The organism is Kitasatospora sp. NPDC001540 (assembly GCF_042894345.1).
Taxonomy (GTDB): Bacteria; Actinomycetota; Actinomycetes; order Streptomycetales; family Streptomycetaceae; genus Kitasatospora; species Kitasatospora phosalacinea_C.
On record NZ_JBIAVO010000008.1, the window covers coordinates 78,778 to 100,385 of the forward strand.

Here is a 21,608-nt window from a genome sequence, read left to right on the forward strand (position 1 = left end):
GGTCGCGACGGGGGGCCCCCCCAAGCCCCCGGTGGGGGCGGGCGGGGGCGGCTCCGGGGCTCTGGGGGCGGGGGCGGCGCCGCGGGGGGGGGGGGGGGGCCGGCGCCGGCCCCCCCCCCCTCCGTGCTGCCGACGCCGCGGCACCCCGGCGCGCCCGACGGGCCGTCAGCGCAGCATGCCCGCGGCCTCGACCGCCCAGTAGGTGAGGATCTGCTCGGCGCCGGCCCGGCGGATCGAGGTGAGCGTCTCCAGGATGGTCCGCTCGCGCTCGATCCAGCCGTTGGCCGCGGCGGCCTCGACCATCGCGTACTCGCCGGAGACCTGGTACGCGGCGACCGGCACCGGGGAGGCGTCGGCGACCTGGCGGACGACGTCCAGGTAGGACATCGCGGGCTTGACCATCACCAGGTCGGCGCCCTCGGCGACGTCCTGCGCCAGCTCGCGCAGCGCCTCGCGGGCGTTGGCCGGGTCCTGCTGGTAGGTCTTGCGGTCGCCCTTGAGCGAGGAGCCGACGGCCTCCCGGAACGGGCCGAAGAACGCGGAGGCGTACTTGGCGGTGTAGGCGAGGATGCCGGTGTCCTGGTGCCCGGCGGCGTCCAGCGCCTCGCGGACGACGGCGACCTGGCCGTCCATCATCCCGGACGGGCCGACCAGGTGGACGCCCGCGTCGGCCTGGACCACGGCCATCTCGGCGTAGCGCTCCAGGGTGGCGTCGTTGTCGACCGAGCCGTCGGCGGCGAGCACGCCGCAGTGGCCGTGGTCGGTGAACTCGTCCAGGCACAGGTCGGACATCACGACCAGCTGGTCGCCGACCTCGGAGACCACGTCGCGGATGGCGAGCTGCAGGATGCCCTCGGGGTCGGTGCCCGCGGTGCCGGTGGCGTCCTGCACCGCGGGGACGCCGAACAGCATGATGCCGCCGACCCCGGCCCCGGCGGCCTCGACGGCGGCCCGGCGCAGGGTGTCGCGGGTGTGCTGGACGACGCCCGGCATCGAGCCGATCGGCTGCGGCTCGGCGATGCCCTCGCGGACGAAGGCGGGCAGGATCAGCTCGGCCGGGTGCAGTCGGGTCTCGGCGACCAGGGGGGGACGGGCGGGGGGGGTGCGCGGGGGGGGGGGGGGGCCGCAGGGTATTGGGGGGCACACTTCTAGGGCCCCATTCGACCGGCAACACCGGGGGGGGGGGGGCCCGGGGGCCCCCCCCCCGACGTGAGGGTCAGCGCGCCTTGCGGCGCGAGCCGGGGCGGCGTTCGCTCGGCCGGTAGACCGGCTCGCCCGCCGCGGTGGCGGCGTCCCGGCGGTTGGCCCCGAAGTCGGCGAGCGCCTGGGCGAGCGCCGACGCGGACGGGGCCGGGGCCATCACGTCGACCCGCAGGCCGTGCTCCTCCGCCGTCTTGGCGGTGGCCGGGCCGATGCAGGCGATGACGGTCACGTTGTGCGGCTTGCCCGCGATGCCGACCAGGTTGCGGACGGTCGAGGACGAGGTGAACAGCACCGCGTCGAAGCCGCCGCCCTTGATCGCCTCCCGGGTCTCGGCCGGCGGCGGCGAGGCGCGCACCGTCCGGTACGCGGTCACGTCGTCGACCTCCCAGCCGAGCTCGACCAGGCCCGCCACCAGGGTCTCGGTGGCGATGTCGGCGCGCGGCAGCAGCACCCGGTCGATCGGGTCGAACACCGGGTCGTACGGCGGCCAGTCCTCCAGGAGACCGGCCGCGGACTGCTCGCCGGAGGGCACCAGGTCGGGCTTGACGCCGAAGTCGACCAGGGCCTGCGCGGTGGTCTCGCCGACCGCCGCGACCTTGATCCCGGCGAACGCCCGGGCGTCCAGGCCGTACTCCTCGAACTTCTCCCGGACGGCCTTGACGGCGTTGACCGAGGTGAAGGCGATCCACTCGTAGCGCCCGGTGACCAGGCCCTTGATGGCCCGCTCCATCTGCTGCGGGGTGCGCGGCGGCTCGACCGCGATGGTCGGCACCTCCTGCGGCACCGCGCCGTACGAGCGCAGTTGCTCGGACAGGCCGTGGGCCTGCTCCTTGGTGCGCGGGACGAGGACGTTCCAGCCGAACAGCGGCTTGGTCTCGAACCACGAGTGCGAGGCCCGGTGGGCGACCTGCTCGCCCACCACGGCTATCACCGAGGTCGCCGGGTCCACCGGGGCGGAGACCGGCGAGGGCAGCACCCGGGCGGCCTTCAGGTCGGCGGCGATGGCGGCCAGCGTGGAGGTGAAGGTGCGCTGCCGGGTGGTGGTGCCGGAGAGCGTCGCGGAGAGCGCCGCGTCGGGCTTGCGGCCGTGCGCCACCAGGGAGTTGGCGGTCGCGGGCAGCTGGCCCAGGGTGGTGCGCACCACCAGGGTGGTCTCCGGCGCGCCCAGGTCGACGACCTGCCCGGCCAGCAGCGCCTCGGCGTCCACGAAGCGGACGTCCGCGCCCTGGCCGCCGCGCAGCGGGACGCCCGCGTAGGCGGGCACGCCCACCGACTGGGCGACGCCCGGGACGACCTCGAACGGCACGCCCGCCTGGGCGCAGCGCAGCATCTCCTGGGCGGCGCAGCCGTCCAGGCCGGGGTCGCCGTCCACGGTGCGGACCAGGTGGCGCCCGGCCTTGACCGCGTCGGCGGCCAGGTCGGCGAGCTCCTTGCCCACGTCGGCCGGGTCGATGACCTGGACGCCGCTGGGACAGTGGGTGCGGACCGCGGCGGCGGTCAGCGGGTCGGCGATCAGCACGTCGGCGGTGCCGAGCACGTCGACGGCGCGCAGGGTGAGCAGCCCGGGGTCGCCGGGGCCGGCGCCGAGGAAGGTGCAGCGCCCTGCGGGCGGGTGGAATCCGGCGGCGGTCATCGGGCGCGCTCCCCCATCAGGTTGGCCGCTCCGGTGTCGAGCAGCCGGGTGGCCAGGGCGCGGCCCAGGGCCGCGGCCTGCTCCTCGGCGGTCTCGTCGGGGACGAGCGGGCCGTTGGCGGACATCTTGAGCAGTTCGGCGCCGTCGGTGGTGCCGACCACGCCGTTCAGGCGCAGTTCGGTGCCGGCCCAGGTCGCCAGCGCGGCGACCGGGGCGGAGCAGCCGGCCTCCAGGGTGGCGAGCAGGGCGCGCTCGGCGACCACGGCGGCCCGGGTGGGGCGGTGGTCGAGCCGGGCCAGGACGGCGGCCAGGGTCGGGTCGACGCACTCGACGGCGAGCGCGCCCTGCCCGGGGGCGGGCAGCATCAGCTCGGGGTCGAGGTGCTCGGTGATCTCGGCGGAGCGGCCGAGCCGGTTGAGTCCGGCGGTGGCCAGCACCACCGCGTCGAGCTCGCCGGAGGTGACGTAGTGGATCCGGGTGTCGACGTTGCCGCGGATCGGCACCGTCTCCAGGTCGGCTCCGCGGGCCCGGGCCCAGGCGTTCAGCTGGGCCATCCGGCGCGGGGATCCGGTGCCGACCCGGACGGTGCGGCCGGCGCTCTTGCCGACCAGCTCGGCCAGGGTCAGGCCGTCGCGGGCGACCAGCGCGTCCCGGACGTCCTCGCGCTCGGGGACGGCGGCCAGCAGCAGCCCGGCGGGGGCGGCGGTGGGCAGGTCCTTGAGCGAGTGGACGGCCAGGTCGATCCGGCCCTCCAGCAGCGCGTCGCGCAGCGCGGAGACGAAGACCCCGGTGCCGCCGATCTGGGCCAGCGACTCGCGGGAGACGTCCCCGTAGGTGGTGATCTCGACCAGCTCCACCCGGCGGCCGGTGACCTTGGCCACCTCCTCCGCGACCATGCCCGACTGGGCCATGGCGAGGGCGCTGCGGCGGGTGCCGAGGCGCAGCGGAGTCACTGTCTCTTGACCATTCATGAGGTGATCGTCCTGGTCGTGCTGGGGGGCTGAGGGGGTGTTCATCTGGTGGCTCCGGCGGGCGGGGCGGTGGCTCCGGCGGGCGGGGCGGCGGCGGCCTGGGCGGCGGGGACGCCGCCCGGCGGGATCGAGGACCCCGCCTGGGCGCCGATCGGGGTGCCGGAGACAGCGTGCACTGCCGCGGGGTCCAAGTCGAACAGTTCACGCAGGGCCTCCGCGTAGGAGGCCCCGCCGGGTTCGGCGGCGAGCTGCTTGACCTTGACGGTCGGGGCGTGCAGCAGTTTGTCGACCACCCGGCGCACGGTCTGCGAGATCTCCGCGCTGGAGCGCTCGTCCAGGTCGGGCAACCGGGAGGTGAGGCGGGCGAGTTCGCTGCTGACCACCTCGGAGGCCATGGCGCGCAGGGCGACCACGGTCGGGGCGATCCGGGCGGCGCGCTGCGCCTGGCCGAAGGCGGTGACCTCGTCGGCGACGATGGTGGCGACGGCGTCCACGTCGCCCGCGCCGGGGGTGGCGGCGTGCGCGTGCGACAGGCTCTCCAGGTCGACCAGCAGGGCGCCGTCCAGCTCGCGGACGGCGTGGTCGACGTCCCGGGGCATGGCCAGGTCGAGGAAGGCCAGGGGCTGAGGCGCTGTGCGGAGCGCGAGCGCCGCGGCGACCTCGGGGGCGTCGATCACGGTGCCGGCCGCGCCGGTGCAGGAGATCACCAGGTCGACGTCGGCCAGCGCCTGCGGGACCTTCGCCAGGTCCAGGGTGCGGGCGGCACCACCGAGGATCTCCACCAGCCGCTCGGCGCGGGCCGGGGTGCGGTTGGCGATCAGCAGGTCGGTGACGCCGGAGCGGACCAGGGTGGCGGCGGCCAGCGAGCTCATCGAGCCCGCGCCGACCACCAGGGCGCGCTTGCCCGCGATCGGGCCGGCCCCGGCGGCGACCTGCTCCAGGCCGAAGGTGACCAGCGACTGCCCGGCCTTGTCGATGCCGGTCTCGCTGTGCGCGCGCTTGCCGACCCGCAGGGCCTGCTGGAACAGCTCGTTCAGGCCACGGCCCGCGGTGTGCTCCTCCTGCGCCTTGGCCAGCGCGTCGCGCAGCTGGCCGAGGATCTGGCCCTCGCCGACGACCATCGAGTCCAGGCCGCAGGCCACCGAGAACAGGTGGTGGACGGCGCGGTCCTCGTAGTGCACGTACAGGTGGGGGGTGAGCTCGTCCAGGTCGACGCCGCTGTGCCCGGCGAGCAGCTGGGACAGCTCGGCGACGCCCGCGTGGAACTTGTCCACGTCGGCGTACAGCTCGATCCGGTTGCAGGTGTTGACCAGCGCGGCCTCGGCGACGGTCGCCGAGGCGGCCGCCTCGTGCAGCACCCGGGTCGGGCTGTCGCCGGTGAGCGCGGCGCGCTCCAGCACGCCGACCGGCGCGGTCCGGTGGCTCAGACCGACTACCAGAAGACTCATGCCCCCACCTCGTCGTGACGGATGTTCGTGCTCACGCCGGCATCACCGCGGACAGGTCGTCGTCCGGACCGCCCTTGGCGGCGGGCGCGGTCTTCGCCGGTGCGGTCTTCGCCTGCTCGGCCTTGCCGCCGCCGGCGGCCCGGCGCAGCTTGGCGGCGGCGGCACGCACCGGGCCGGGGGCGCGGTCGAGCACCGAGTCGCCCGCGGACGGCTCGTCGCCGGCCTTGCGCTGCTCGTGGAAGGCGAGGATCTGCAGCTCTATCGAGAGGTCGACCTTGCGCACGTCCACCCCGTCCGGCACGGTCAGCACGGTCGGGGCGAAGTTCAGGATGCTGGTCACGCCGGCCTCCACCAGCCGGTCGCAGACCTGCTGCGCGGCACCGGGCGGGGTGGTGATCACGCCGATGGAGACGTGCTGGGTGGCGACGATCTCCTCCAGCTCGTCCATGTGCCGCACGGGCAGGCCGGCGGCGGTGCTGCCGACCACGTTCGGGTCGGCGTCCAGCAGCGCGGCTACCCGGAAGCCGCGGGAGGCGAAACCGCCGTAGTTGGCGAGGGCGTGGCCGAGGTTGCCGATGCCGACGATGACGACCGGCCAGTCCTGGGTGAGGCCCAGCTCGCGGGAGATCTGGTAGACGAGGTACTCCACGTCGTACCCGACGCCGCGGGTGCCGTAGGAGCCCAGGTAGGAGAAGTCCTTGCGGAGCTTCGCGGAGTTCACCCCGGCGGCGGCGGCCAGCTCCTCGGAGGAGACGGTCGGGACGGAGCGCTCGGAGAGCGCGGTGAGCGCCCGCAGGTAGAGCGGGAGGCGGGCGACGGTCGCCTCCGGGATGCCCCGCGCGCGCGAGGGTCGGCGCGCGGCTCCGGGGTCGGGCGTCTGCGAACTGCTGGGTGAGGGTCGGCCGATTGCCACGTTGCTCCTGCGGGTGAAGCTGGGCTTGGACCGCCAGGCTATGCGTTTGTGAACGTGTGCACAAAGATGGTGTCCGATTTGTCCCCGAACAGTGACACGCATCACTCGTAACCCGCCGAACCGATCAGCGCCCGCGGGCCCTCCACCCCGGCCGGCCAGGGCCCCAGCGGCGCCACCCGGCGCAGCAGCGGGGCGTCCTCCCGGGCCCGCACCGAGCGGGCCGGGCCCAGCCGCGGCCAGGGCACCACCGGCTGCGCGGGCAGCTGCACCTCCGCGCAGCCGGTGCGGCGGCAGTGCCGCAGCAGTTCCACCGTGGCCAGCGCGTCCCCCAGCGCGGTGTGCGCCGGGAACCAGCCCAGCCCGGCCGCGTCCACGCACGCGGACAGGCCGAAGCCGCCCGCCTCCGGCAGCAGCCGACGGGCCATCCGCATCGTGCACAGCAGCGGCACCGGCGGCAGCGTCACCCCGATCCGCGCGAACTCCCGCTCCAGGAACGCCCGGTCGCAGGTCACGTGGTGGCCGACCAGCACCCGGCCGGCCAGCAGCTCCAGCACCCAGGGGGCGATCTGCCGGAACCGCGGCGCCCCGAGGACGTCCTCCTGCGCTATCCCGTGCACGTGGGTCGGCCCGACCGGCCCGCCCGGGTCCACCAGCGTGGCGAACTCGCGCTCGACCCGCAGCCCGGCGTCCAACTGCACCACGGCGATCTCGACCACCCGGTGGCGCCAGGGGCTACGACCGGTGGCCTCGACGTCGACGACGGCGTAGCCGTTCATCGCGCCCTCCTCTTGCACAGCCCCCGGCGGACACGGAAACCGTTCGATCGTAAGCCGAGAAGTCAGCGAACTCCTAGGGCGATCTTCATCGCACGTTCACGAAGCAACGGTTCCGCGGAGGCGGGATCAGCCCCCCAGCGCCTTGCGCAGCCGGTTCTCGTCGACCCGCCAGAAGTCGTGCTGGCGGCCGTCGACCAGCGTCACCGGGATCTGCTCGGCGTACTGCTCGTACAGGGCCGGGTCCTGCAGGATGTCCTTCTCCTCGAAGGCGGCGCCCAGCTCGGCGGTGACCTTGAGGATGACCGCCCGGGCGTCCTCGCACAGGTGGCAGCCGGGCTTGCCGATCAGGGTCACGGTGGTGTCGGCGGGGTTCTTCTTCGCGCGTCGCAGCAGGCTCACCGGTTCATTGTGCCGCCGCGCGTTCACTGCCCCGGCACTCCGCCGACACGGGGTCGGTCGGCCGCGCTGACTATGCTCGTCGCATGGCAGCGCTGCGAAGGCTCACCCGGTCGAGGCGTTCCACCGACGACCGGACCGTCCTGGCGGGCGAGGCCGCGGCCGACGCCGCCGAGGCCCAGCTCCCGGCGCGGGACGCGGGGTCGCCGGAGGGGGACCACACGCCGGTGCCCGGGGACGTCCGGGCGGCCGCGTTCTTCGACTGCGACAACACCATCCTGCGCGGGGCCGCGATCTTCTACCTCGGGGTCGGCCTGTACCGGCGGCGCTTCTTCTCCCGCCGCGACCTGGCCCGCTTCGCCTGGCAGCAGGCCGCGTTCCGGCTGCGCGGCGCCGAGAACCCGGACCACATCGCCGACGCCCGGGACAGCGCGCTCGGCCTGGTCGCGGGCAAGCGCACCGCGGACCTGGAGCAGATCTGCGAGGAGATCTTCGAACCCGTGCTGGCCGAGAAGGTCTGGCCCGGCACCCGGGCACTGGTGCAGATGCACCTGGACGCCGGGCAGCGGGTCTGGCTGGTCACCGCCGCGCCGCAGGAGGTGGCCCGGCTGATCGCCCGCCGCCTGGGCATGACCGGCGCGCTCGGCACCGTCGCGGAGACCCGGGACGGCGTGTACACCGGCCGACTGGTCGGCGGGATGCTGCACGGCCCGGCGAAGGCCGCCGCGGTGCAGGCGCTGGCCCGCCGCGAGCAGCTGGACCTGGCGCGCTGCGCGGCGTTCAGCGACTCCGCCAACGACATCCCGATGCTGAGCCTGGTCGGCCACCCGTACGTGATCAACCCGGACGGGGCGCTGCGGCGGCACGCGCGGGCGATGGGCTGGCGGGTGCGGGACTTCCGGACCGGGCGGAAGGCGGCCCGGATCGGCATCCCGGCGGCGGCCGGGCTCGGCGTGCTGGCCGGGGCGGCCGCGGCGGCGGTCGCGGTGCACCGGCGGCAGCGGGCCTGAACCCCGGCCCCGGGCGGGCCTGACGCCGAGGCCGGGCGGGCCCCGTCAACGCGGCGCCGACGACACGCCCTCCGGCGAGTGGTCCTGGCAGGTCAGCGGGGGTGAATCCGCCCGGGGCGTCCGGTGGTTCGGGAGCGTCCGGCCCTGACCGGAACTGATCGTTCGACAGTCGGCCAAAGTCATGGGTTGGGAACGCGGATGGCGGGGAAACCCGGCCCGCGCCCCGGCGTTCGGTCACCTGATGTGCACAACCGGTCACATTGAGCCGGACGGATGGCGCCAACTCCGGTCACCGACAGGTGAATATGCGCAAGAAGTGGACCTCATCCGACCACTTCGACCACTCGGTGTAGCTGTCATTGCACAAAGCGTTATTCTCTCCTGGATGCACCCCACCCGAACGTCCCCGTGACGGGTGGCCAGTGCGGCGTGCTCTCCGCACAGGCGGAGGTGATCCGTCCACAGTTCTGCCTCTGGGAGTCCCGTGTACCCACCCGTCCGGAACGACGCGCCAGCCACCTCCCGCCCGTCGACCGCCACTCTGCGCCGCGGTGTGCGCCTGGAACGGCTGTGGGCCGCGATCCGCGAGTTCGAACTGATCGCACCCGTGCCGCAGCCCGCGGTGGCCGGTGCCGCGTTCGCCGCGCCCGCCCCCGCCGCGTTCGCCGGGCCGCTGCTGCGCTCGACCGCCACCGGCTCCACCACCGGCCCCACCGCCGCGGGCGGCACCTCCGGCGGCGCCCCGGCCACCGGGCCGCGCGGCCGCGCCGTGCCCGCCCCCGGCACCCGCGGCCGCTCCCGCAGCGCGCCCGCCGGGCCCGGCTACGACACCGAGCACAACCCGGTGGTGGAGCTGGTCGAGCGCGCCCAGAACGGCGAGAGCGAGGCCTTCGGGCGGCTCTACGACCACTACGCCGACACCGTCTACCGGTACATCTACTACCGGGTCGGCAGCCGGGCCACCGCCGAGGACCTGACCAGCGAGACCTTCCTGCGCGCGCTGCGCCGGATCGGCACCTTCACCTGGCAGGGCCGCGACTTCGGCGCCTGGCTGGTGACCATCGCCCGCAACCTGGTGGCCGACCACTTCAAGTCCAGCCGGTTCCGGCTGGAGGTCACCACCGGCGAGATGCTGGACTCCAACGAGTGCGAGCGCAGCCCCGAGGAGTCGGTGCTGGAGTCGCTCTCCAACGCCGCCCTGCTGGACGCGGTGCGGCGGCTCAACCCGCAGCAGCAGGAGTGCGTCACGCTGCGCTTCCTGCAGGGCCTCTCGGTGGCCGAGACGGCCCGGATCATGGGCAAGAACGAGGGCGCCATCAAGACGCTGCAGTACCGGGCGGTGCGCACGCTGGCCCGCCTGCTGCCGCCGGACGCCAGGTGATCCGCCCACCGTGGACGCGACAGCCCACAGACCTCCGCCGCCCCCGGCGACCGACGGACCGTCAACCCGCCCAGGGCGCTTGCACGTCCGGGTGACGGAGCGGTCATCTGCTCTGCTTAATACGCCAGGGGGGTCGTGCGTAACCGACTCCCGACACCGCTCGTTGGCCAGCGTGCAATCCTCCACCGGGCCCGCAGTCAAGTGCGAACTCGTACTGTCACCCGATGGTGTGGTTTCGGCCTGCTGGGACAACCAACTGGCAGGCCACGGTGTCGAAAACGACGAAGGGAGGTGTGGCCCGTGACGGCAAACGTGCTGGAGCACCGGCGGGCGAAGTCCTTCGCCGAGGCGCTGGAGGCCCACCAGAGTGACCACCGGAGCAGCGGCTCGCACCGGGCCGGCTCCGCCGCCATGACCGAACTCCTCGCCATGGCCGACGCGCTCGGTGCGGTCCCCGCACCCGAGCTCGCCGCCGAGACGCGGACGGTCCAACGCGCCCAGCTGATGGCCGCGTTCGAGCAGGCGTGGGCCGGCGGATCTCCCACCGCGGTCATCCCCGCCCAGCGCGGCCGGCGCCGCCGCGGCACCCGCTGGGGCCGCCGCCTCGCCATCGGCGGCCTGGTCGCCGGGGTCGCCGTCGGCTCCCTCGCCGGAGCCGCCGCCGCCTCCACCAACGCCCTTCCCGGCGACGCCCTGTACGGCATGAAGCGCGGCCTCGAAGGGCTGCGCCTCGACTGGGCCGACGACGACACCGAGCGCGGCGCCCTGCTGCTCCAGCAGGCCTCCACCCGCCTCGACGAGGCGCAGACCCTGCTCGACCGCGCCAACGGCCCGACCGCGCTCAGCCCCGACACCGTCGACCAGGTCCGCCGCGCGCTCGACGACATGCACGCGGAGGCACTGCGCGGCCGCGACCTGCTGCGCGCCGTCTACCGCACCAACGGCTCGCTCACCCCGATGCGCCAACTCGCCGGCTTCGCCGGGGAGGACCAGCGCTGGACGGCCCTGCAGTCGAAGCTGCCGTCCGGGCTCAGCAGCCAGGCCTCCAAGGTCGACCAGCTCTTCGACGACATAAGCGAGGACGTCGCGCCGCTGCGGCTGGGGCAGGTCCCCGGCCAGGGCGGCAGCGGCGGCAGCGGGGCGGCCACCGGCGGCGAGAGCGGCGGCACCGGCAGCGGGACGGGCCAGCAGCCGCTGCTGCCCGGCACCGGCGCCTCCGGCGGCGCGAGCGGCGGCCACGCCCCGAGCACCGCCCCCAGCGGCCGCGCCACCCCCACGTCCGGCGCCTCCACCGCAGGCGGCCTCGGCGACCTCCTCGGCGGCCTCACCGGCACCGGCGCCACCCCCGCGCCCTCCGGCTCCGCCACCCCCGCGACGGGCGGCACCCCCGCCCCCGCCGGCTCCCCCGCGGCACCCCCGGCGGACACCGGCCAGGGCATCACCATCCCGCCGCTCATCCCGGGCCTGCTGCCGGGGCTGACCCTCAAGTAGCGCAGGCTCACCGCCAGGACGCGCACCGACAGGGGCGCGGGGAACTGCGCGCAGCGGAAGTCGCACGTCAGGGAGGTCGCGGGATGGTGCAAGTTCGTGTCCTGCGTCGCGATCCGGCTGTACGTGCTCGGTCGGCCGCGCAGTTCCCCGCGCCCCTGCTTTCGCAGCGGCTGGCGCAGCAGTTCTCCCCGCGCCCCTGATTGCGCTCCGGTCGGCGCGGCAGTTCCCCGCGCCCCCGGTTTCGCTTCCGCCTCAGCCGAAGACGGAACGCCGCTGCACCAGCAGCTTGTACAGCGTGTGCTGGATGGTCTCGCGGACCTGGTCGGTGAGGTTGAAGACCAGCATCGGGTCCTCGGCCGCGTCCTTCGGGTAGCTGTCGGTGGGGATGGGCTCGCCGAACTGGATGGTCCACTTGGTGGGGAGCGGGATCGCCCCGAGCGGGCCGAGCCAGGGGAAGGTGGGCGTGATCGGGACGTAGGGCAGGCCGAGCAGCCGGGCCAGGGTCTTGAAGTTGCCGATCATCGGGTACGTCTCCTCGGCGCCGACGATCGAGCAGGGCACGATCGGGACGCCCGCCCGCAGCGCGGAGGCGACGAAGCCGCCGCGGCCGAAGCGCTGGAGCTTGTAGCGGTCGGCGAAGGGCTTGCCGATGCCCTTGAAGCCCTCGGGCCAGACGCCGACGACCTCGCCGCGTTCCAGCAGGGTCTGCGCGTCCTCGTTGCAGGCCAGGGTGTGTCCGGCCTTGCGGGCCAGTTCGTTGACCACGGGCAGGACGAAGACCAGGTCCGCGGCGAGCATCCGCAGGTGCCGGTCGGCGTGGTCGTGGACGGCGACCTGGGTCATCAGGGCGTCGAGCGGGATGGTGCCGGAGTGGTTGGCGACGATGAGGACGCCGCCCTCGGCGGGGATGTGCTCGGTGCCGCGGACCTCGATCCGGAAGTACTTCTCGGCGAGCGGCCGGAGCAGGGCGAGGAAGACCTCCTCGGTGAGCTCCTTGTCGAAGCCGAAGTCGTCGACCTCGTAGTCGCCGGTGAGCCGACGGCGCAGGAAGCCGAGGCCGTTGGTGGCGCGCTCCTCCCAGCCCTTGCCGAGCAATCGGGTGGCGGTGGCGCCGAGTTGCCCGGCGAGGGCGGTGCCGAGGCCGTCGGCGATCCGGTCGGCGAGGCCGGGGCGGGGTTCGGGGCCGCTCCAGCTGGGGGCGGACTCGATCGGGATGACCTTGGCCGCCGGGTCGGCGGATTCCCGGGCGGCTGTCATCGCGGCCTCGTTTCCTGGTGCTGGGTGGGCTGGTGGTGGTCGCCGAGCATCCCGGCGAGCCGGTCGGTGACGCGGTCGGTGACGGCGGTGAGCCGTTCGGGCGGGAGCAGCCCGGCGGAGGTGTGCGCGACGAAGTCGGCGAAGGCCTCGGCGGTGGTCCAGCGCGGGGCGTAGCCGAACCGGTCGCGGAGCTGGGCGGTGTCCACCACCCGTCCGTGGGTGAGGAGTTGGAGCTGTTCCTGGGAGAACGCCCGGTCCGCGGGGGCGGACAGCTGCCGGGCCAGCCGGCCGACCAGGCCGAGCGCGGGGCGCAGCAGCGGGACGGTGGGGCGGCCGAGGCGGCGGGCGCACTGGGAGAGCAGCAGGACGCCCTCCCCGGCGACGTTGTAGGTGCCGGGGGCGGCGCCGAGCACGGCCAGCCGGAGCACCTCCAGGGCGTCCTCCTCGTGGACGAACTGCAGCCGGGGGTCGTACCCGAACGCGGTGGGCAGCACCGGGAGGCGGAAGTACGCGGCGAGCGGGGTGTCGCCGTCCGGGCCGAGGATGTTGGCGAAGCGCAGCACGGTGACGTCGACGTCGGGGCGGCGGCGGGCGAAGCCGCGGACGTAGCCCTCGACCTCGGCGGCGTCCCGGGCGAAGCCGCCGGGGGGCAGCGCCTTGGGCTGCGTCCGCTCGCCGAACACGGCGGGGTCGCGGGGCGCCGAACCGTACACGGCGGTGGTGGACTTCACGACCAGGCGGCGCAGGCCGGGGGCCTGCTGGCAGGCGCCGAGCAGCTGCATGCTGCCGATGACGTTGCTCTCCTTCACCGCGGCCCGGCCGCCGTGGCCGAGCGCGGTGACGTTGAGGTGCACGACGGTGTCGACGCCGTGCTCGGCGATCACCCGGGCGACGGCCGGGCGCCGCGGGTCGACCTGGGCGTAGTGGACGCCGGGCGACAGGTCGGGCGGCGGCGGGGCGGCGTCGACACCGACCACCCGGCGCACCTCGGGGTGCGCGGCGATCCGTTCGGCGAACCGCGCGCCGAGCGGCCGCGCCACCCCGGTGACGAGCACGACCTTGCCCACGTTGCCCCGACCTCCCTGGACGCCCACCCTGGTCTGCACCGTACCGCGCGGAGGCCGCGGGGGCTCAAACGCCACTGCCCGCCCCGGGGATTTCTCCCTGGGACGGGCAGCGGCACACCGTGGGCGCCAGTTCTTCCTGCGTCGCTGAACGCGTGTGCGGGGTCGTCCCCCGCGTGAGCGAGGACGGCGCCGAACGGTGTTACTTCTTGTTGCGACGCTGGACGCGAGTCCTCTTCAGAAGCTTGCGGTGCTTCTTCTTGGCCATACGCTTGCGACGCTTCTTGATGACAGAGCCCACGGAATTTCCTCGCTCACTCGGACCCGCGCCCGTGAGAGACGGGAGTCCATACGACTGACGGAGGGCCTAGCCTACCGTCCGCCTCGCGTATGCCGTAATCGGTGCCCCGGTGGGGGCTCCGGCCTACGCACTCTCCAGGCGCACGTAGGACTCCTGGAGGTACTCGTGCACCTTCTGCTCGGGCACCCGGAAGGAGCGTCCGACCCTGATGGCCGGAAGCTCGCCGCTGTGCACGAGGCGGTAGACCGTCATCTTCGAGACCCGCATCACCGAGGCGACCTCGGCCACGGTCAGGAAGACGACATCCTGCAGGGGACGCTCGCCGGAACTCATGACCCATCACCCGACCCTTACCCGTGTGCAAGGCACCGGCTTCCCCTCCGGTGACTCCACCGGCACACGTGTATCCCCAGAGTAGTTATGGGTGGTACGGGTGGGAAGAGGGGGGCCCTCACCGGTTGTACGGTGCGAGATCCGCCCGTTGCAGTACGTAGTCGCTCAGCGGAACGTAGCAGCTCGGGGCCGAGCCGTCCTCCAGCGGTACGACCACCTCCACCAGGCCGTCCGCCTCGGCGGCGAACGGGGCGACGTCGTTGCAGTCGGCGACGCCCCCGGCCGGGATGCCGAGGCGGCCCGCGCCGCACAGCCAGCCGTGGTCGCCCAGCACCAGGTCGGGCGGGCGGTGCCCGGCGTCGGCGAGGGCGGTCAGGGCGAGCCGGACGGGCAGCGGGGAGTGGGTGTGCGCGAGGTCGCCGGGGCCGGGGCGGCCGGGGCCGTCGGGGCCGTCCAGGGCGCGCGTCACCAGGACGCCGTCGAGCACGTCGAGGTAGCGCGGGCGTTCGCCCTCGGGGGTGGGCTCGCGGAAGCGCACGCCCCGCGCGGGGGTGTGCACGGTGCAGCCCGCCGCTTCGAGCGCCTCGGCCAGCGCGCGGTGGAAGCCCGCGAGCTTGGTGGGGTGGCCGGTGCCCGCGAGCACGTTGCCGCGCCGGTCGGCGGTGCGGCGCAGCAGGAGGGCGAGGCGGTCCAGGGCGTCGAGGGTGCGGTCGGGGTCGATGGAGTCGGGGCCCCGGGTGTGGCGCGGGTCGGGGTTCACGCCAACGCGTTCGACCATCAGCCGCAGCACGGCGGCCTCGTCCCGGCGGGGGTCCGGGTCCAGCCCCATCAGGGACTTGGGGTCGCCCTGGGCGAACAGCCGGTAGTGCAGCAGGTTGTTCTGCCGGGGCGTCGGGACCTCGGGCCCGGCCAGGCGGTGCTTGACCAGGTAGGCGCGCAGCTCGTCGCGGGCGGTCACGGGATCAGCCCGTGCTGCGGGAGGACGGCCCGGCGGGTGGCCAGGACGGCCTGGTCGAGGCGGTCGGCGGGGTCGTAGCCGCCGTCGTGGAAGTCGGACCAGCGCGGGGTGGTGCCGTCGGTCATCCGCAGCGGGGCGGGCCGCCGGGTCAGCCGGTACACCTCGGCGCGCCACTCCTCGGGGGTGTCGGTGGCCGGGTCGACGGGGTGGCCGGCGGCGGTGGCGACCAGGTGCGTCCAGGTGCGGGGCACCACGTCGACCACGGCGTACCCGCCGCCGCCGGTGGCGATCCAGCGGCCGTCGGCGTGCTCGTGGGCGAGGCGGTGGACCGCCTCGGCGACGATCCGCTGGGCGTCGACGGTGACGGCGAGGTGGGCGAGCGGGTCCTCGACGTGGGTGTCGGCGCCGTGCTGGCTGACGATCACCTGCGGGCGGAACGCGGCCAGCAGTTCGGGCACCAGGGCGTGGAAGGCGCGCAGCCACCCGGCGTCGCCCGTCCCGGCGGGCAGCGCGAGGTTGGCGGCGGTGCCCTCGGCGCCCGGCCCGCCGGTCTCGGTGGCCCAACCGGTCTGCGGGAACAGCGTGCTGGGGCTCTCGTGCAGCGAGACGGTCAGCACCCGCGGGTCGTCCCAGAACACCTGCTGCACGCCGTCGCCGTGGTGGACGTCCACGTCCACGTACGCGACCCGCTCGGCGCCGAGTTCGAGCAGCCGGGCGATGGCCAGCGCCGGGTCGTTGTAGACGCAGAACCCGGACGCCCGGCCGGGCATCGCGTGGTGCAGCCCGCCCGCGAAGTTCACCGCGTGCGGGGTCTCCCCGCGCCACACCGCCTCGGCGGCGGCCACCGACTGCCCGGCGATCAGCGCGGAGGCGGTGTGCAGCCCCGGGAACGCCCAGTTGTCGTCCGTCCCCAACCCGTGCGCGGCGTCCACCGCGGACGGGTCGGCGGCGGCCCGCTTCACCGCCGCCAGGTACTCGGCGGTGTGCACCAGCCGCAGCGTGGAGTCCCCGGCGGGCGGTGCCGACCGCACCGTCACCGACGGCTGCCTGGTCAGCCCCAGCGACTCGACCAGCCGCATCGTCAGCGCGAGCCGCGTCGGGTCCATCGGGTGCCCGGGCCCGAAGTCGTATCCGGTCTCGGCCTCGTCCCAGAACAGGTGTAGGCCGCAGGTGGTGTCCGCCATGACCCACACCGTATCGGTGGCGGCCCCGGCTCCCGGCGTGCCGGTCCGGAGGCGGAGCGATTCGGCCCGCCAGCCGCAGATTTGATGATCGATCAGGCATTAACCGACCGAATTGTGACCGTCCGTCGACCACTTGGCGCGGAGCGTAGTCGCCGTGTTACGTTCCGCAGCCCGTCCACGGAAAAGAGTTCGCCCCGGCGGCGCGCCAACACCCCGGGGCATGACACAGGAGCTGACACTCCCATGCGCGTTCATCGTAGCGCCCACAAGGGCAACTTCACGATCCTTCCGAACGGGATCCTGCAGAACTCCGGCCTCCGTTACGGCTCCCGGGGTCTGCTCGGCTTCCTGCTCTCCCTCCCCGACGGCCGGTGGATGCCCGCCGAGGAGATGGCCCGGCTCTCCGGCGACACCGTCAGCAGCGTCCGCAAGTGCCTGCGCGAGTTGACCGCGGCCGGCTACTACACGGTCCGTCCCACCCGGGTCGCCAAGGGGCACCTCATCTCCGTGCAGCACGTCACCGACGTCGCCTGGAAGTTCCCATCCGCGCAGGTCGCACCGACTGCCAGGAAACCGGAATCCGGTTCCCGCGCGCTCCTAAAGACAAAGAAACGGGAACAAGAAACCCCCCTCCCACCCCACCCTCCCGAACCGCTCGCCGAACCACCCGCGGTCCCGCGCCAGCGCACCCGGACCGCACCGCGACCACCCGCCGCCGCTCCCGCCCCCACACCGCGACCACCCGTTCCCGCCCTCGTGCCCCGGCCACCCGCGCCCGTCCTCGACGGGCGGGCCCGCGACGCCGCCGACACCCTGCTGCGCGTCGTGCGCCGCGAACCCCGCCTGCGCATCGGCGAGGCCGAAGCCGCCCGCCTCGCCCCGCTGGTCGTCGGCTGGCTGGACCGCGGTAGCACCCCCGCCGACCTCGCGATCGCCCTCCTTCCCGGCCTCCCCGATCAGGTCGCCTTCCCCGCCGGTTTCATCCGTCGTCGCCTCATCGACAAACTCCCGGCCGTCCTCGCCCCACCCGCCCCCGCGCCCACCTGCGACGACTGCCGCGCCCCCGTCCCCCGCCCCGGCCTCTGCCCGCCCTGCACCCAGGCCCCGCCGCCCGCACCCGTCGCCCCCGGCACCGGCGCCGCCCTGGCCCGCGAGGCCCTCCGCCTCGCCCGGGCCACCTGACACCTCGACAACTCGCCCCGGGTGCAGGGCGCTTCACACCAGGGACAGAAGACGCCCGAGGTGCTACTGTCTTTTAGCAGAAGTACATTCCTGTCTTCTGTCCAATGAGACAAGTTGGGGTAGCTGTGAAGTTCCGCTGGGTGGAGTTCGAAGGCACGCCGGAGGAGTTGGACGCCTCCGACCTCGCCCGCAAGCTGCTGTCAACGATCGGCGGAACGGCGGGGGGAGGGGTGGACGCGACGCCCTCGGCGCGGAAGTGGCGGCTGGGCGACCCGGTGCCAGGAGTCGAGGAGGAGGGGCAGGCCGAACTGACCGGCCTGCTGGCCCAGAACCCGGCGGCAGCGCTGTTCGTCGAGTTCCTCGCCGAAGCCTGCTCGTGGGAGAACGTGCGCGCCTACGGCGTGAAGCGGCAGCACCTGAAGCCCGGCGAGCCCCTGGACTACTCCGACTACCTCCGCCTGCGCAAGGTCGGCAGCCAACTCGGCGGCTTCGCCTACGTGCGCGCGGACCTCGGGCGCGTCAACGTCCGCCTGTCCTACGGCGGCCCGGAGGAGCACCTGTTGAAGGAGGCCGCCCCGCGCGCGTACGCCGTCCACACCGGGCACCGCGCCTACCGGGTGAGCATCAACATCGAGGACGACGAGTCCCTGCGCCAGGCCATCGCCCTGGCCCGCCTCGCGTACGACCGCACCTGACACCCCCTCCAGCGAACGGACGCGGCGCGGGCGGTGGCGTCCCCGCGAGGTCTGCACGTGGTGACGTTCGGCGCGCCGGTCCCGGTACGGCGCCAGGAGCGGGCCCGGGCGAAGTGCCTCGCCGAGTTGGTTTCCGGGCTGCACGGCTTCGGGGTGGACCGTCTGCACGTCGAAGCCCGGGAGCCGTCGCTGAACGAACGCGACGTACGAACGGTCATGGCGGCGCGTCGCACGCTGCCCGCGGGCAGTGCTTTCCGGGTGGAGCACATTCACGGCGGGAACGAGCCGCTGCTGTGGATCGCCGACGTCGTAGCCGGTGCGCGGCGATTCGCACAGTTGGGACGCAACGAGCACTGGCAGCGCTTCGTGGACCTGGCCGTGGAAGTGGACGTCGTCACGGACTGCTGAGCACGCCCGGAAAAGCGCCGAGCCAGGCTCCCGGTCTGCCCCGGGTCACCTGGCTCCACGACTTCCGGGGGTCCGCGACTCCCGGCGTCACCATCACTGTACCCAATACGGCACGGCCCACCGCCCGAAAGCGCGGGCGAGGCCGCGCGGACCCTTCGGCGGACTGTCGCGGTCAGGCCGGTCCGGCCCGGTCGGGGGCGTGCGCGGCGGGGCGGGTGAACTCGTCCAGCACGGCGGCGAGCAGGCGGGGGAAGCGGGCGTCGAGCTCGCTCCGGCGCAGGGTCACCAGCCGGGTCTTGCCGCTGGTGCGGGTGGAGGTGATGCCCGCTTCGCGCAGGATCCGCCAGTGGTTGGACAGCGTGGAGCGCGGGACCGTCAACCCCTCGGGGCTGCAGGTGGTTTCGCCGTCCGTCGCCAGGCGTCGCAGCAGCTCCAGGCGCACGGGATCGCCGAGGGCGTGCAGCACGGTCGCCAGGTCGAGGTCTTCGGGCTGGGGCTGGGGCAGTGCGCGCATCCGCTTCCTCCTCCGCGGGACGGGTGTCTAGTATGGCCGTCGATTCAACAGTTCGGGAAAGTCGAATTGATCTTGGAGGGGCGACCGTGAAGGTACTGACCACACTGGCCCGGCTGTACGTGGACGACCTGGACCGCGCGCTGCCCGCCCTGCGGGAGCTGACCGGCCAGGAGGTCGGGCGGCGCTTCGCCTTCGGCGACGTGGAGGTGGCGGGCATCGGCGGCTTCCTGCTCGTCGCGGGCACCGAGGAGGCGCTCGCCCCGTACCGGGACGTCCAGGCCACCGTGCTCGTCGACGACCTGGACGGGCTGCAGGCGCTCCTGGACGCGCGCGGCGGGGAGGTCCTCTCGGGCCCGAACCGGGTGCCGACCGGGCGCAACGCCGTCGTGCGGCACCCCGGCGGGGTCGTCCTGGAGTACGTCGAGCACACCGCCTGACCCCGCGACGCCGCCGCTCAGGCCGGGATCGACGCCAGGTCGGGCCGGTCGTCGGCCGGGGCCGGGGCGAAGTGGGGGGCGAGCGGGAGGACCGCCAGGACGAGGAGCATGGGGGCGCAGAAGGCCCAGCGGTAGTCGGAGAACTCGGCGAGGGTGCCCACCAGCGGGGAGCCGACGAGGAAGCCCACGTAGTTGAAGAGGTTGAGGCGGGCGACGGCGGCGTCGCTGGCGTACGGGAAGAGGCGGCCGCCCGCGGCGAAGACCTGGGGGATGACCGCGCAGATGCCGAAGCCGAGGACGGTGAAGCCGAGGACGCCGGTCCAGGTGCCGGGGGCGAGGACGGCGATCAGGAAGCCCGCGGCGGCGACGGCGGTGCCGGTGCGGACGACGGGCAGGACGGTGAAGCGCTGGACGGCGCGGTCGCCCACGGCGCGGCCGAGCAGCATGGCGACCATGTAGCCGAGGTAGGAGAACTTGGCGAGGTCCTCGGGGCTGTGCAGGCCGTCGGTGAGGTACTTGACGCTGTAGTTGGAGACGGAGGCGTCGGCGATGTAGGCGAAGGCCATCACCGCGCACAGCGGGAGCAGCGGCCGCCAGGGGATGCGGCGGGCGGCGAGGGCGGCCGCCTCGCGGACGGCGTCGCCGAGTTCGGCGGGGCCCGCGAACCGGCGTCCGGCGACGATCGCGGCGGGGACCAGCACGGCCGCGGCGCCGCCGAACAGCAGGGGCAGCCCGGTGTCCCGGTGGGCGCCGAGCGCGGCGAGGGCCGCGCCGACGATGCCGCCGAGGCTGAACGCGGCGTGGAAGCCGATCATGATGCTGCGGCCGTAGCGGTGCTGGAGGCCGACGCCGAGCATGTTCATCGAGGCGTCGAGGGCGCCGACCAGCAGGCCGAACAGGCCGAGGGCGACGGCGAGTTGCCACAGCCGGGAGCCGAGGCCGGTGAGGGCGAGGGTCAGGCAGAGCGCGGGCTGGACCACCCGCAGGACGCCGCGGGCGGTGGTCCGCTTGACGAGGGTCTCGGAGGCGATGGAGCCGACCCCGGCCAGGATCGGGACGGCGGCGAGGAAGAGCGGGAGCAGGCCGTCGCTGAGGCCGTAACGTTTCTGCAGGTCGGTGATGCAGGTGACCAGTAGCGCGAAGGTGGTGCCCTGGAGGAAGAAGGAGACGGCCAGCGCGGCCCGGGCCTGCCGGAGCCGGGGGGTGGGTTCGGCCGGGGCCGTGACCTGCATCGGGACCTCGCTCACCACCGACGCTACCGGCCGGTACGCAACTGTTGGGCAGAGCGTAGGCGGTCGGCGGCGTCGGCGGGAGGGGTCCGACGGGGTCAGTTCGGCAGCGGCCGCGGCCCGGTCCGGCGGCGGCCCCGGCTCAGTTCGGCAGCAGGGCGATCGCCTCGTCCAGCGCGGTGAGCAGCCCGGTCGCGCCCGCCGAGGTGAGCTTGGCCGGGTCGGTGAGCGCCGCGTAGCCGTACACGTCCATCCCGGCGGCGCGGGCGGCCAGCACGCCGTTGCGGCTGTCCTCCAGGACGAGGCAGCGGGCCGGGTCGGCGCCCATGGCGCGGGCGGCGTGCAGGAACAGGTCGGGGGCGGGCTTGCCGACGCCGACGTCCTGGGCGGAGAACAGCAGTTCGTCGGTGAAGTACCCGGACAGGCCGGTGAGGCGGTGCGCGGTGCGGATCCAGGAGTGGTGGGCGGAGGAGGCCACGCAGTAGCGGACGCCGTGCTCCTGGAGGTGGCCGAGCAGCTTCTCCGCCCCGGCCACCGGCCGCAGTTCGCGCTCGAAGGCGGCGAACACCCGGTCGTGGAACAGGTCGTCGAAGCCCTCCGGGAGGCGCGCCCCGTACCGCTCGGCGACCACGTCGTGCACGGTGTGCGCGGCGGTGCCCATGAAGTCCCGGTAGGAGTCCTCGATCGTGGTGGGGTAGCCGAGTTCGGTCAGGTACGCGGCGAGCACCCGGTTGGAGATCGGCTCGCTGTCCACCAGCACGCCGTCGTTGTCCAGGATCAGCAGGTCGTAGCCCACGCGGTCGGTCACGGGATCGCTCATGCCG

23 protein-coding genes are annotated in these 21,608 nt (G+C 74.2%); 7 read left to right on the forward strand and 16 right to left on the reverse strand.

Translation table 11 applies throughout. The features are described 5' to 3' along the window. Nucleotides 1–165 precede the first annotated feature (165 nt). From hemB to ACFY00_RS12795, 7 genes are all read right to left on the reverse strand, one after another. A complete protein-coding gene (hemB, locus tag ACFY00_RS12765; RefSeq protein WP_388030390.1) occupies nucleotides 166–1,146 on the reverse strand; it encodes a porphobilinogen synthase in 981 nt (326 codons plus the stop codon). Between the two features lie 70 nt (nucleotides 1,147–1,216). Then, nucleotides 1,217–2,836, reverse strand: a complete 1,620-nt coding sequence (locus tag ACFY00_RS12770) for a uroporphyrinogen-III synthase (protein WP_388030392.1) — start codon at nucleotides 2,834–2,836, stop codon at nucleotides 1,217–1,219. After that, nucleotides 2,833–3,807, reverse strand: coding sequence for a hydroxymethylbilane synthase (hemC, locus tag ACFY00_RS12775; protein WP_388030394.1), 975 nt, complete (start codon nucleotides 3,805–3,807; stop codon nucleotides 2,833–2,835). Before hemC ends, ACFY00_RS12770 begins: the two co-directional genes overlap by 4 nt. Before the next feature lie 41 nt (nucleotides 3,808–3,848). Further along, a complete protein-coding gene (locus ACFY00_RS12780) occupies nucleotides 3,849–5,255 on the reverse strand; it encodes a glutamyl-tRNA reductase (RefSeq protein ID WP_388030397.1) in 1,407 nt (468 codons plus the stop codon). Nucleotides 5,256–5,286: 31 nt separating this feature from the next. Further along, nucleotides 5,287–6,162, reverse strand: a complete 876-nt coding sequence (locus ACFY00_RS12785; RefSeq protein WP_285736025.1) for a redox-sensing transcriptional repressor Rex — start codon at nucleotides 6,160–6,162, stop codon at nucleotides 5,287–5,289. 107 nt (nucleotides 6,163–6,269) lie between these two features. Then, nucleotides 6,270–6,944, reverse strand: a complete 675-nt coding sequence (locus ACFY00_RS12790; protein ID WP_388030399.1) for an exonuclease domain-containing protein — start codon at nucleotides 6,942–6,944, stop codon at nucleotides 6,270–6,272. 126 nt (nucleotides 6,945–7,070) lie between these two features. Continuing rightward, the gene (locus tag ACFY00_RS12795; protein WP_388030680.1) at nucleotides 7,071–7,337 is read right to left on the reverse strand and encodes a glutaredoxin family protein; all 267 of its coding nucleotides are present in this window, start codon (nucleotides 7,335–7,337) and stop codon (nucleotides 7,071–7,073) included. 89 nt (nucleotides 7,338–7,426) lie between these two features. Between ACFY00_RS12795 and ACFY00_RS12800 the strand changes: the two genes are divergently transcribed. The 3 genes from ACFY00_RS12800 to ACFY00_RS12810 all read left to right on the forward strand — a co-directional run bounded on the left by ACFY00_RS12800 (nucleotide 7,427) and on the right by ACFY00_RS12810 (nucleotide 11,222). Further along, nucleotides 7,427–8,350 carry an HAD family hydrolase gene (locus tag ACFY00_RS12800; RefSeq protein ID WP_388030401.1) on the forward strand — a complete coding sequence of 308 codons (924 nt, stop codon included), beginning with the start codon at nucleotides 7,427–7,429 and terminating at the stop codon, nucleotides 8,348–8,350. Nucleotides 8,351–8,834: 484 nt separating this feature from the next. Continuing rightward, entirely contained in the window at nucleotides 8,835–9,731 is an 897-nt protein-coding gene (locus ACFY00_RS12805; RefSeq protein ID WP_388030403.1) for an ECF subfamily RNA polymerase sigma factor, BldN family, read from the forward strand. Nucleotides 9,732–10,031: 300 nt separating this feature from the next. Next, nucleotides 10,032–11,222: a DUF5667 domain-containing protein gene (locus ACFY00_RS12810; RefSeq protein WP_388030406.1), complete on the forward strand. Its 1,191-nt coding sequence runs from the start codon at nucleotides 10,032–10,034 to the stop codon at nucleotides 11,220–11,222. A 252-nt stretch (nucleotides 11,223–11,474) separates the two neighbouring features. Here the strand turns inward: ACFY00_RS12810 and ACFY00_RS12815 are convergent, their stop codons facing one another. From ACFY00_RS12815 to ACFY00_RS12840, 6 genes are all read right to left on the reverse strand, one after another. After that, nucleotides 11,475–12,479: a lysophospholipid acyltransferase family protein gene (locus ACFY00_RS12815; RefSeq protein ID WP_285735773.1), complete on the reverse strand. Its 1,005-nt coding sequence runs from the start codon at nucleotides 12,477–12,479 to the stop codon at nucleotides 11,475–11,477. Then, a complete protein-coding gene (locus tag ACFY00_RS12820) occupies nucleotides 12,476–13,546 on the reverse strand; it encodes an NAD-dependent epimerase/dehydratase family protein (protein ID WP_388030409.1) in 1,071 nt (356 codons plus the stop codon). The genes ACFY00_RS12815 and ACFY00_RS12820 overlap by 4 nt, the downstream gene beginning before the upstream one ends. Nucleotides 13,547–13,745: 199 nt before the next feature. Next, nucleotides 13,746–13,844: a 30S ribosomal protein bS22 gene (locus tag ACFY00_RS12825; RefSeq protein ID WP_003948845.1), complete on the reverse strand. Its 99-nt coding sequence runs from the start codon at nucleotides 13,842–13,844 to the stop codon at nucleotides 13,746–13,748. Nucleotides 13,845–13,967: 123 nt separating this feature from the next. Continuing rightward, the gene (locus ACFY00_RS12830; protein WP_014136488.1) at nucleotides 13,968–14,177 is read right to left on the reverse strand and encodes a helix-turn-helix domain-containing protein; all 210 of its coding nucleotides are present in this window, start codon (nucleotides 14,175–14,177) and stop codon (nucleotides 13,968–13,970) included. A 118-nt stretch (nucleotides 14,178–14,295) separates the two neighbouring features. Beyond that, a complete protein-coding gene (locus tag ACFY00_RS12835) occupies nucleotides 14,296–15,135 on the reverse strand; it encodes a phosphatase (RefSeq protein ID WP_388030412.1) in 840 nt (279 codons plus the stop codon). Beyond that, entirely contained in the window at nucleotides 15,132–16,319 is a 1,188-nt protein-coding gene (locus tag ACFY00_RS12840) for an acetoin utilization protein AcuC (protein ID WP_388030414.1), read from the reverse strand. The genes ACFY00_RS12835 and ACFY00_RS12840 overlap by 4 nt, the downstream gene beginning before the upstream one ends. 243 nt (nucleotides 16,320–16,562) lie before the next feature. On the opposite strand from ACFY00_RS12840, the gene ACFY00_RS12845 reads away from it, so the two are divergent. From ACFY00_RS12845 to ACFY00_RS12855, 3 genes are all read left to right on the forward strand, one after another. Next, the gene (locus tag ACFY00_RS12845) at nucleotides 16,563–17,501 is read left to right on the forward strand and encodes a hypothetical protein (RefSeq protein ID WP_388030416.1); all 939 of its coding nucleotides are present in this window, start codon (nucleotides 16,563–16,565) and stop codon (nucleotides 17,499–17,501) included. A 140-nt stretch (nucleotides 17,502–17,641) separates the two neighbouring features. Next, nucleotides 17,642–18,196 carry a hypothetical protein gene (locus ACFY00_RS12850; RefSeq protein WP_388030419.1) on the forward strand — a complete coding sequence of 185 codons (555 nt, stop codon included), beginning with the start codon at nucleotides 17,642–17,644 and terminating at the stop codon, nucleotides 18,194–18,196. Nucleotides 18,197–18,253: 57 nt separating this feature from the next. After that, on the forward strand, nucleotides 18,254–18,604 hold the full coding sequence (locus ACFY00_RS12855; RefSeq protein WP_388030421.1) for a hypothetical protein: 351 nt from the start codon (nucleotides 18,254–18,256) through the stop codon (nucleotides 18,602–18,604). A 172-nt stretch (nucleotides 18,605–18,776) separates the two neighbouring features. Here ACFY00_RS12855 and ACFY00_RS12860 read toward each other — a convergent pair whose 3' ends face one another. Further along, nucleotides 18,777–19,118, reverse strand: coding sequence for an ArsR/SmtB family transcription factor (locus tag ACFY00_RS12860; RefSeq protein WP_388030423.1), 342 nt, complete (start codon nucleotides 19,116–19,118; stop codon nucleotides 18,777–18,779). 86 nt (nucleotides 19,119–19,204) lie between these two features. Between ACFY00_RS12860 and ACFY00_RS12865 the strand changes: the two genes are divergently transcribed. Continuing rightward, nucleotides 19,205–19,555, forward strand: coding sequence for a VOC family protein (locus ACFY00_RS12865; RefSeq protein WP_388030426.1), 351 nt, complete (start codon nucleotides 19,205–19,207; stop codon nucleotides 19,553–19,555). Between the two features lie 17 nt (nucleotides 19,556–19,572). On the opposite strand, the gene ACFY00_RS12870 is transcribed toward ACFY00_RS12865, so the two are convergent. Together ACFY00_RS12870 and ACFY00_RS12875 are read right to left on the reverse strand one after the other, a co-directional pair. Next, a complete protein-coding gene (locus ACFY00_RS12870) occupies nucleotides 19,573–20,787 on the reverse strand; it encodes an MFS transporter (protein WP_388030683.1) in 1,215 nt (404 codons plus the stop codon). A 139-nt stretch (nucleotides 20,788–20,926) separates the two neighbouring features. Further along, on the reverse strand, nucleotides 20,927–21,604 hold the full coding sequence (locus ACFY00_RS12875) for an HAD family hydrolase (protein ID WP_388030428.1): 678 nt from the start codon (nucleotides 21,602–21,604) through the stop codon (nucleotides 20,927–20,929). Nucleotides 21,605–21,608: the final 4 nt, after the last annotated feature.

Bases quoted from the DNA above. Each gene is read 5' to 3' on its own strand.
- ACFY00_RS12780 (WP_388030397.1), bottom strand. From the start codon at position 5,255: ATGAGTCTTCTGGTAGTCGGTCTGAGCCACCGGACCGCGCCGGTCGGC.
- ACFY00_RS12800 (WP_388030401.1), top strand. From the start codon at position 7,427: ATGGCAGCGCTGCGAAGGCTCACCCGGTCGAGGCGTTCCACCGACGAC.
- ACFY00_RS12845 (WP_388030416.1), top strand. From the start codon at position 16,563: ATGCGCGTTCATCGTAGCGCCCACAAGGGCAACTTCACGATCCTTCCG.
- ACFY00_RS12770 (WP_388030392.1), bottom strand. From the start codon at position 2,836: ATGACCGCCGCCGGATTCCACCCGCCCGCAGGGCGCTGCACCTTCCTC.
- hemC (WP_388030394.1), bottom strand. From the start codon at position 3,807: ATGAATGGTCAAGAGACAGTGACTCCGCTGCGCCTCGGCACCCGCCGC.
- ACFY00_RS12830 (WP_014136488.1), bottom strand. From the start codon at position 14,177: ATGAGTTCCGGCGAGCGTCCCCTGCAGGATGTCGTCTTCCTGACCGTG.
- ACFY00_RS12860 (WP_388030423.1), bottom strand. From the start codon at position 19,118: ATGCGCGCACTGCCCCAGCCCCAGCCCGAAGACCTCGACCTGGCGACC.
- ACFY00_RS12840 (WP_388030414.1), bottom strand. From the start codon at position 16,319: ATGGCGGACACCACCTGCGGCCTACACCTGTTCTGGGACGAGGCCGAG.
- ACFY00_RS12815 (WP_285735773.1), bottom strand. From the start codon at position 12,479: ATGACAGCCGCCCGGGAATCCGCCGACCCGGCGGCCAAGGTCATCCCG.
- ACFY00_RS12875 (WP_388030428.1), bottom strand. From the start codon at position 21,604: ATGAGCGATCCCGTGACCGACCGCGTGGGCTACGACCTGCTGATCCTG.
- ACFY00_RS12870 (WP_388030683.1), bottom strand. From the start codon at position 20,787: ATGCAGGTCACGGCCCCGGCCGAACCCACCCCCCGGCTCCGGCAGGCC.
- ACFY00_RS12790 (WP_388030399.1), bottom strand. From the start codon at position 6,944: ATGAACGGCTACGCCGTCGTCGACGTCGAGGCCACCGGTCGTAGCCCC.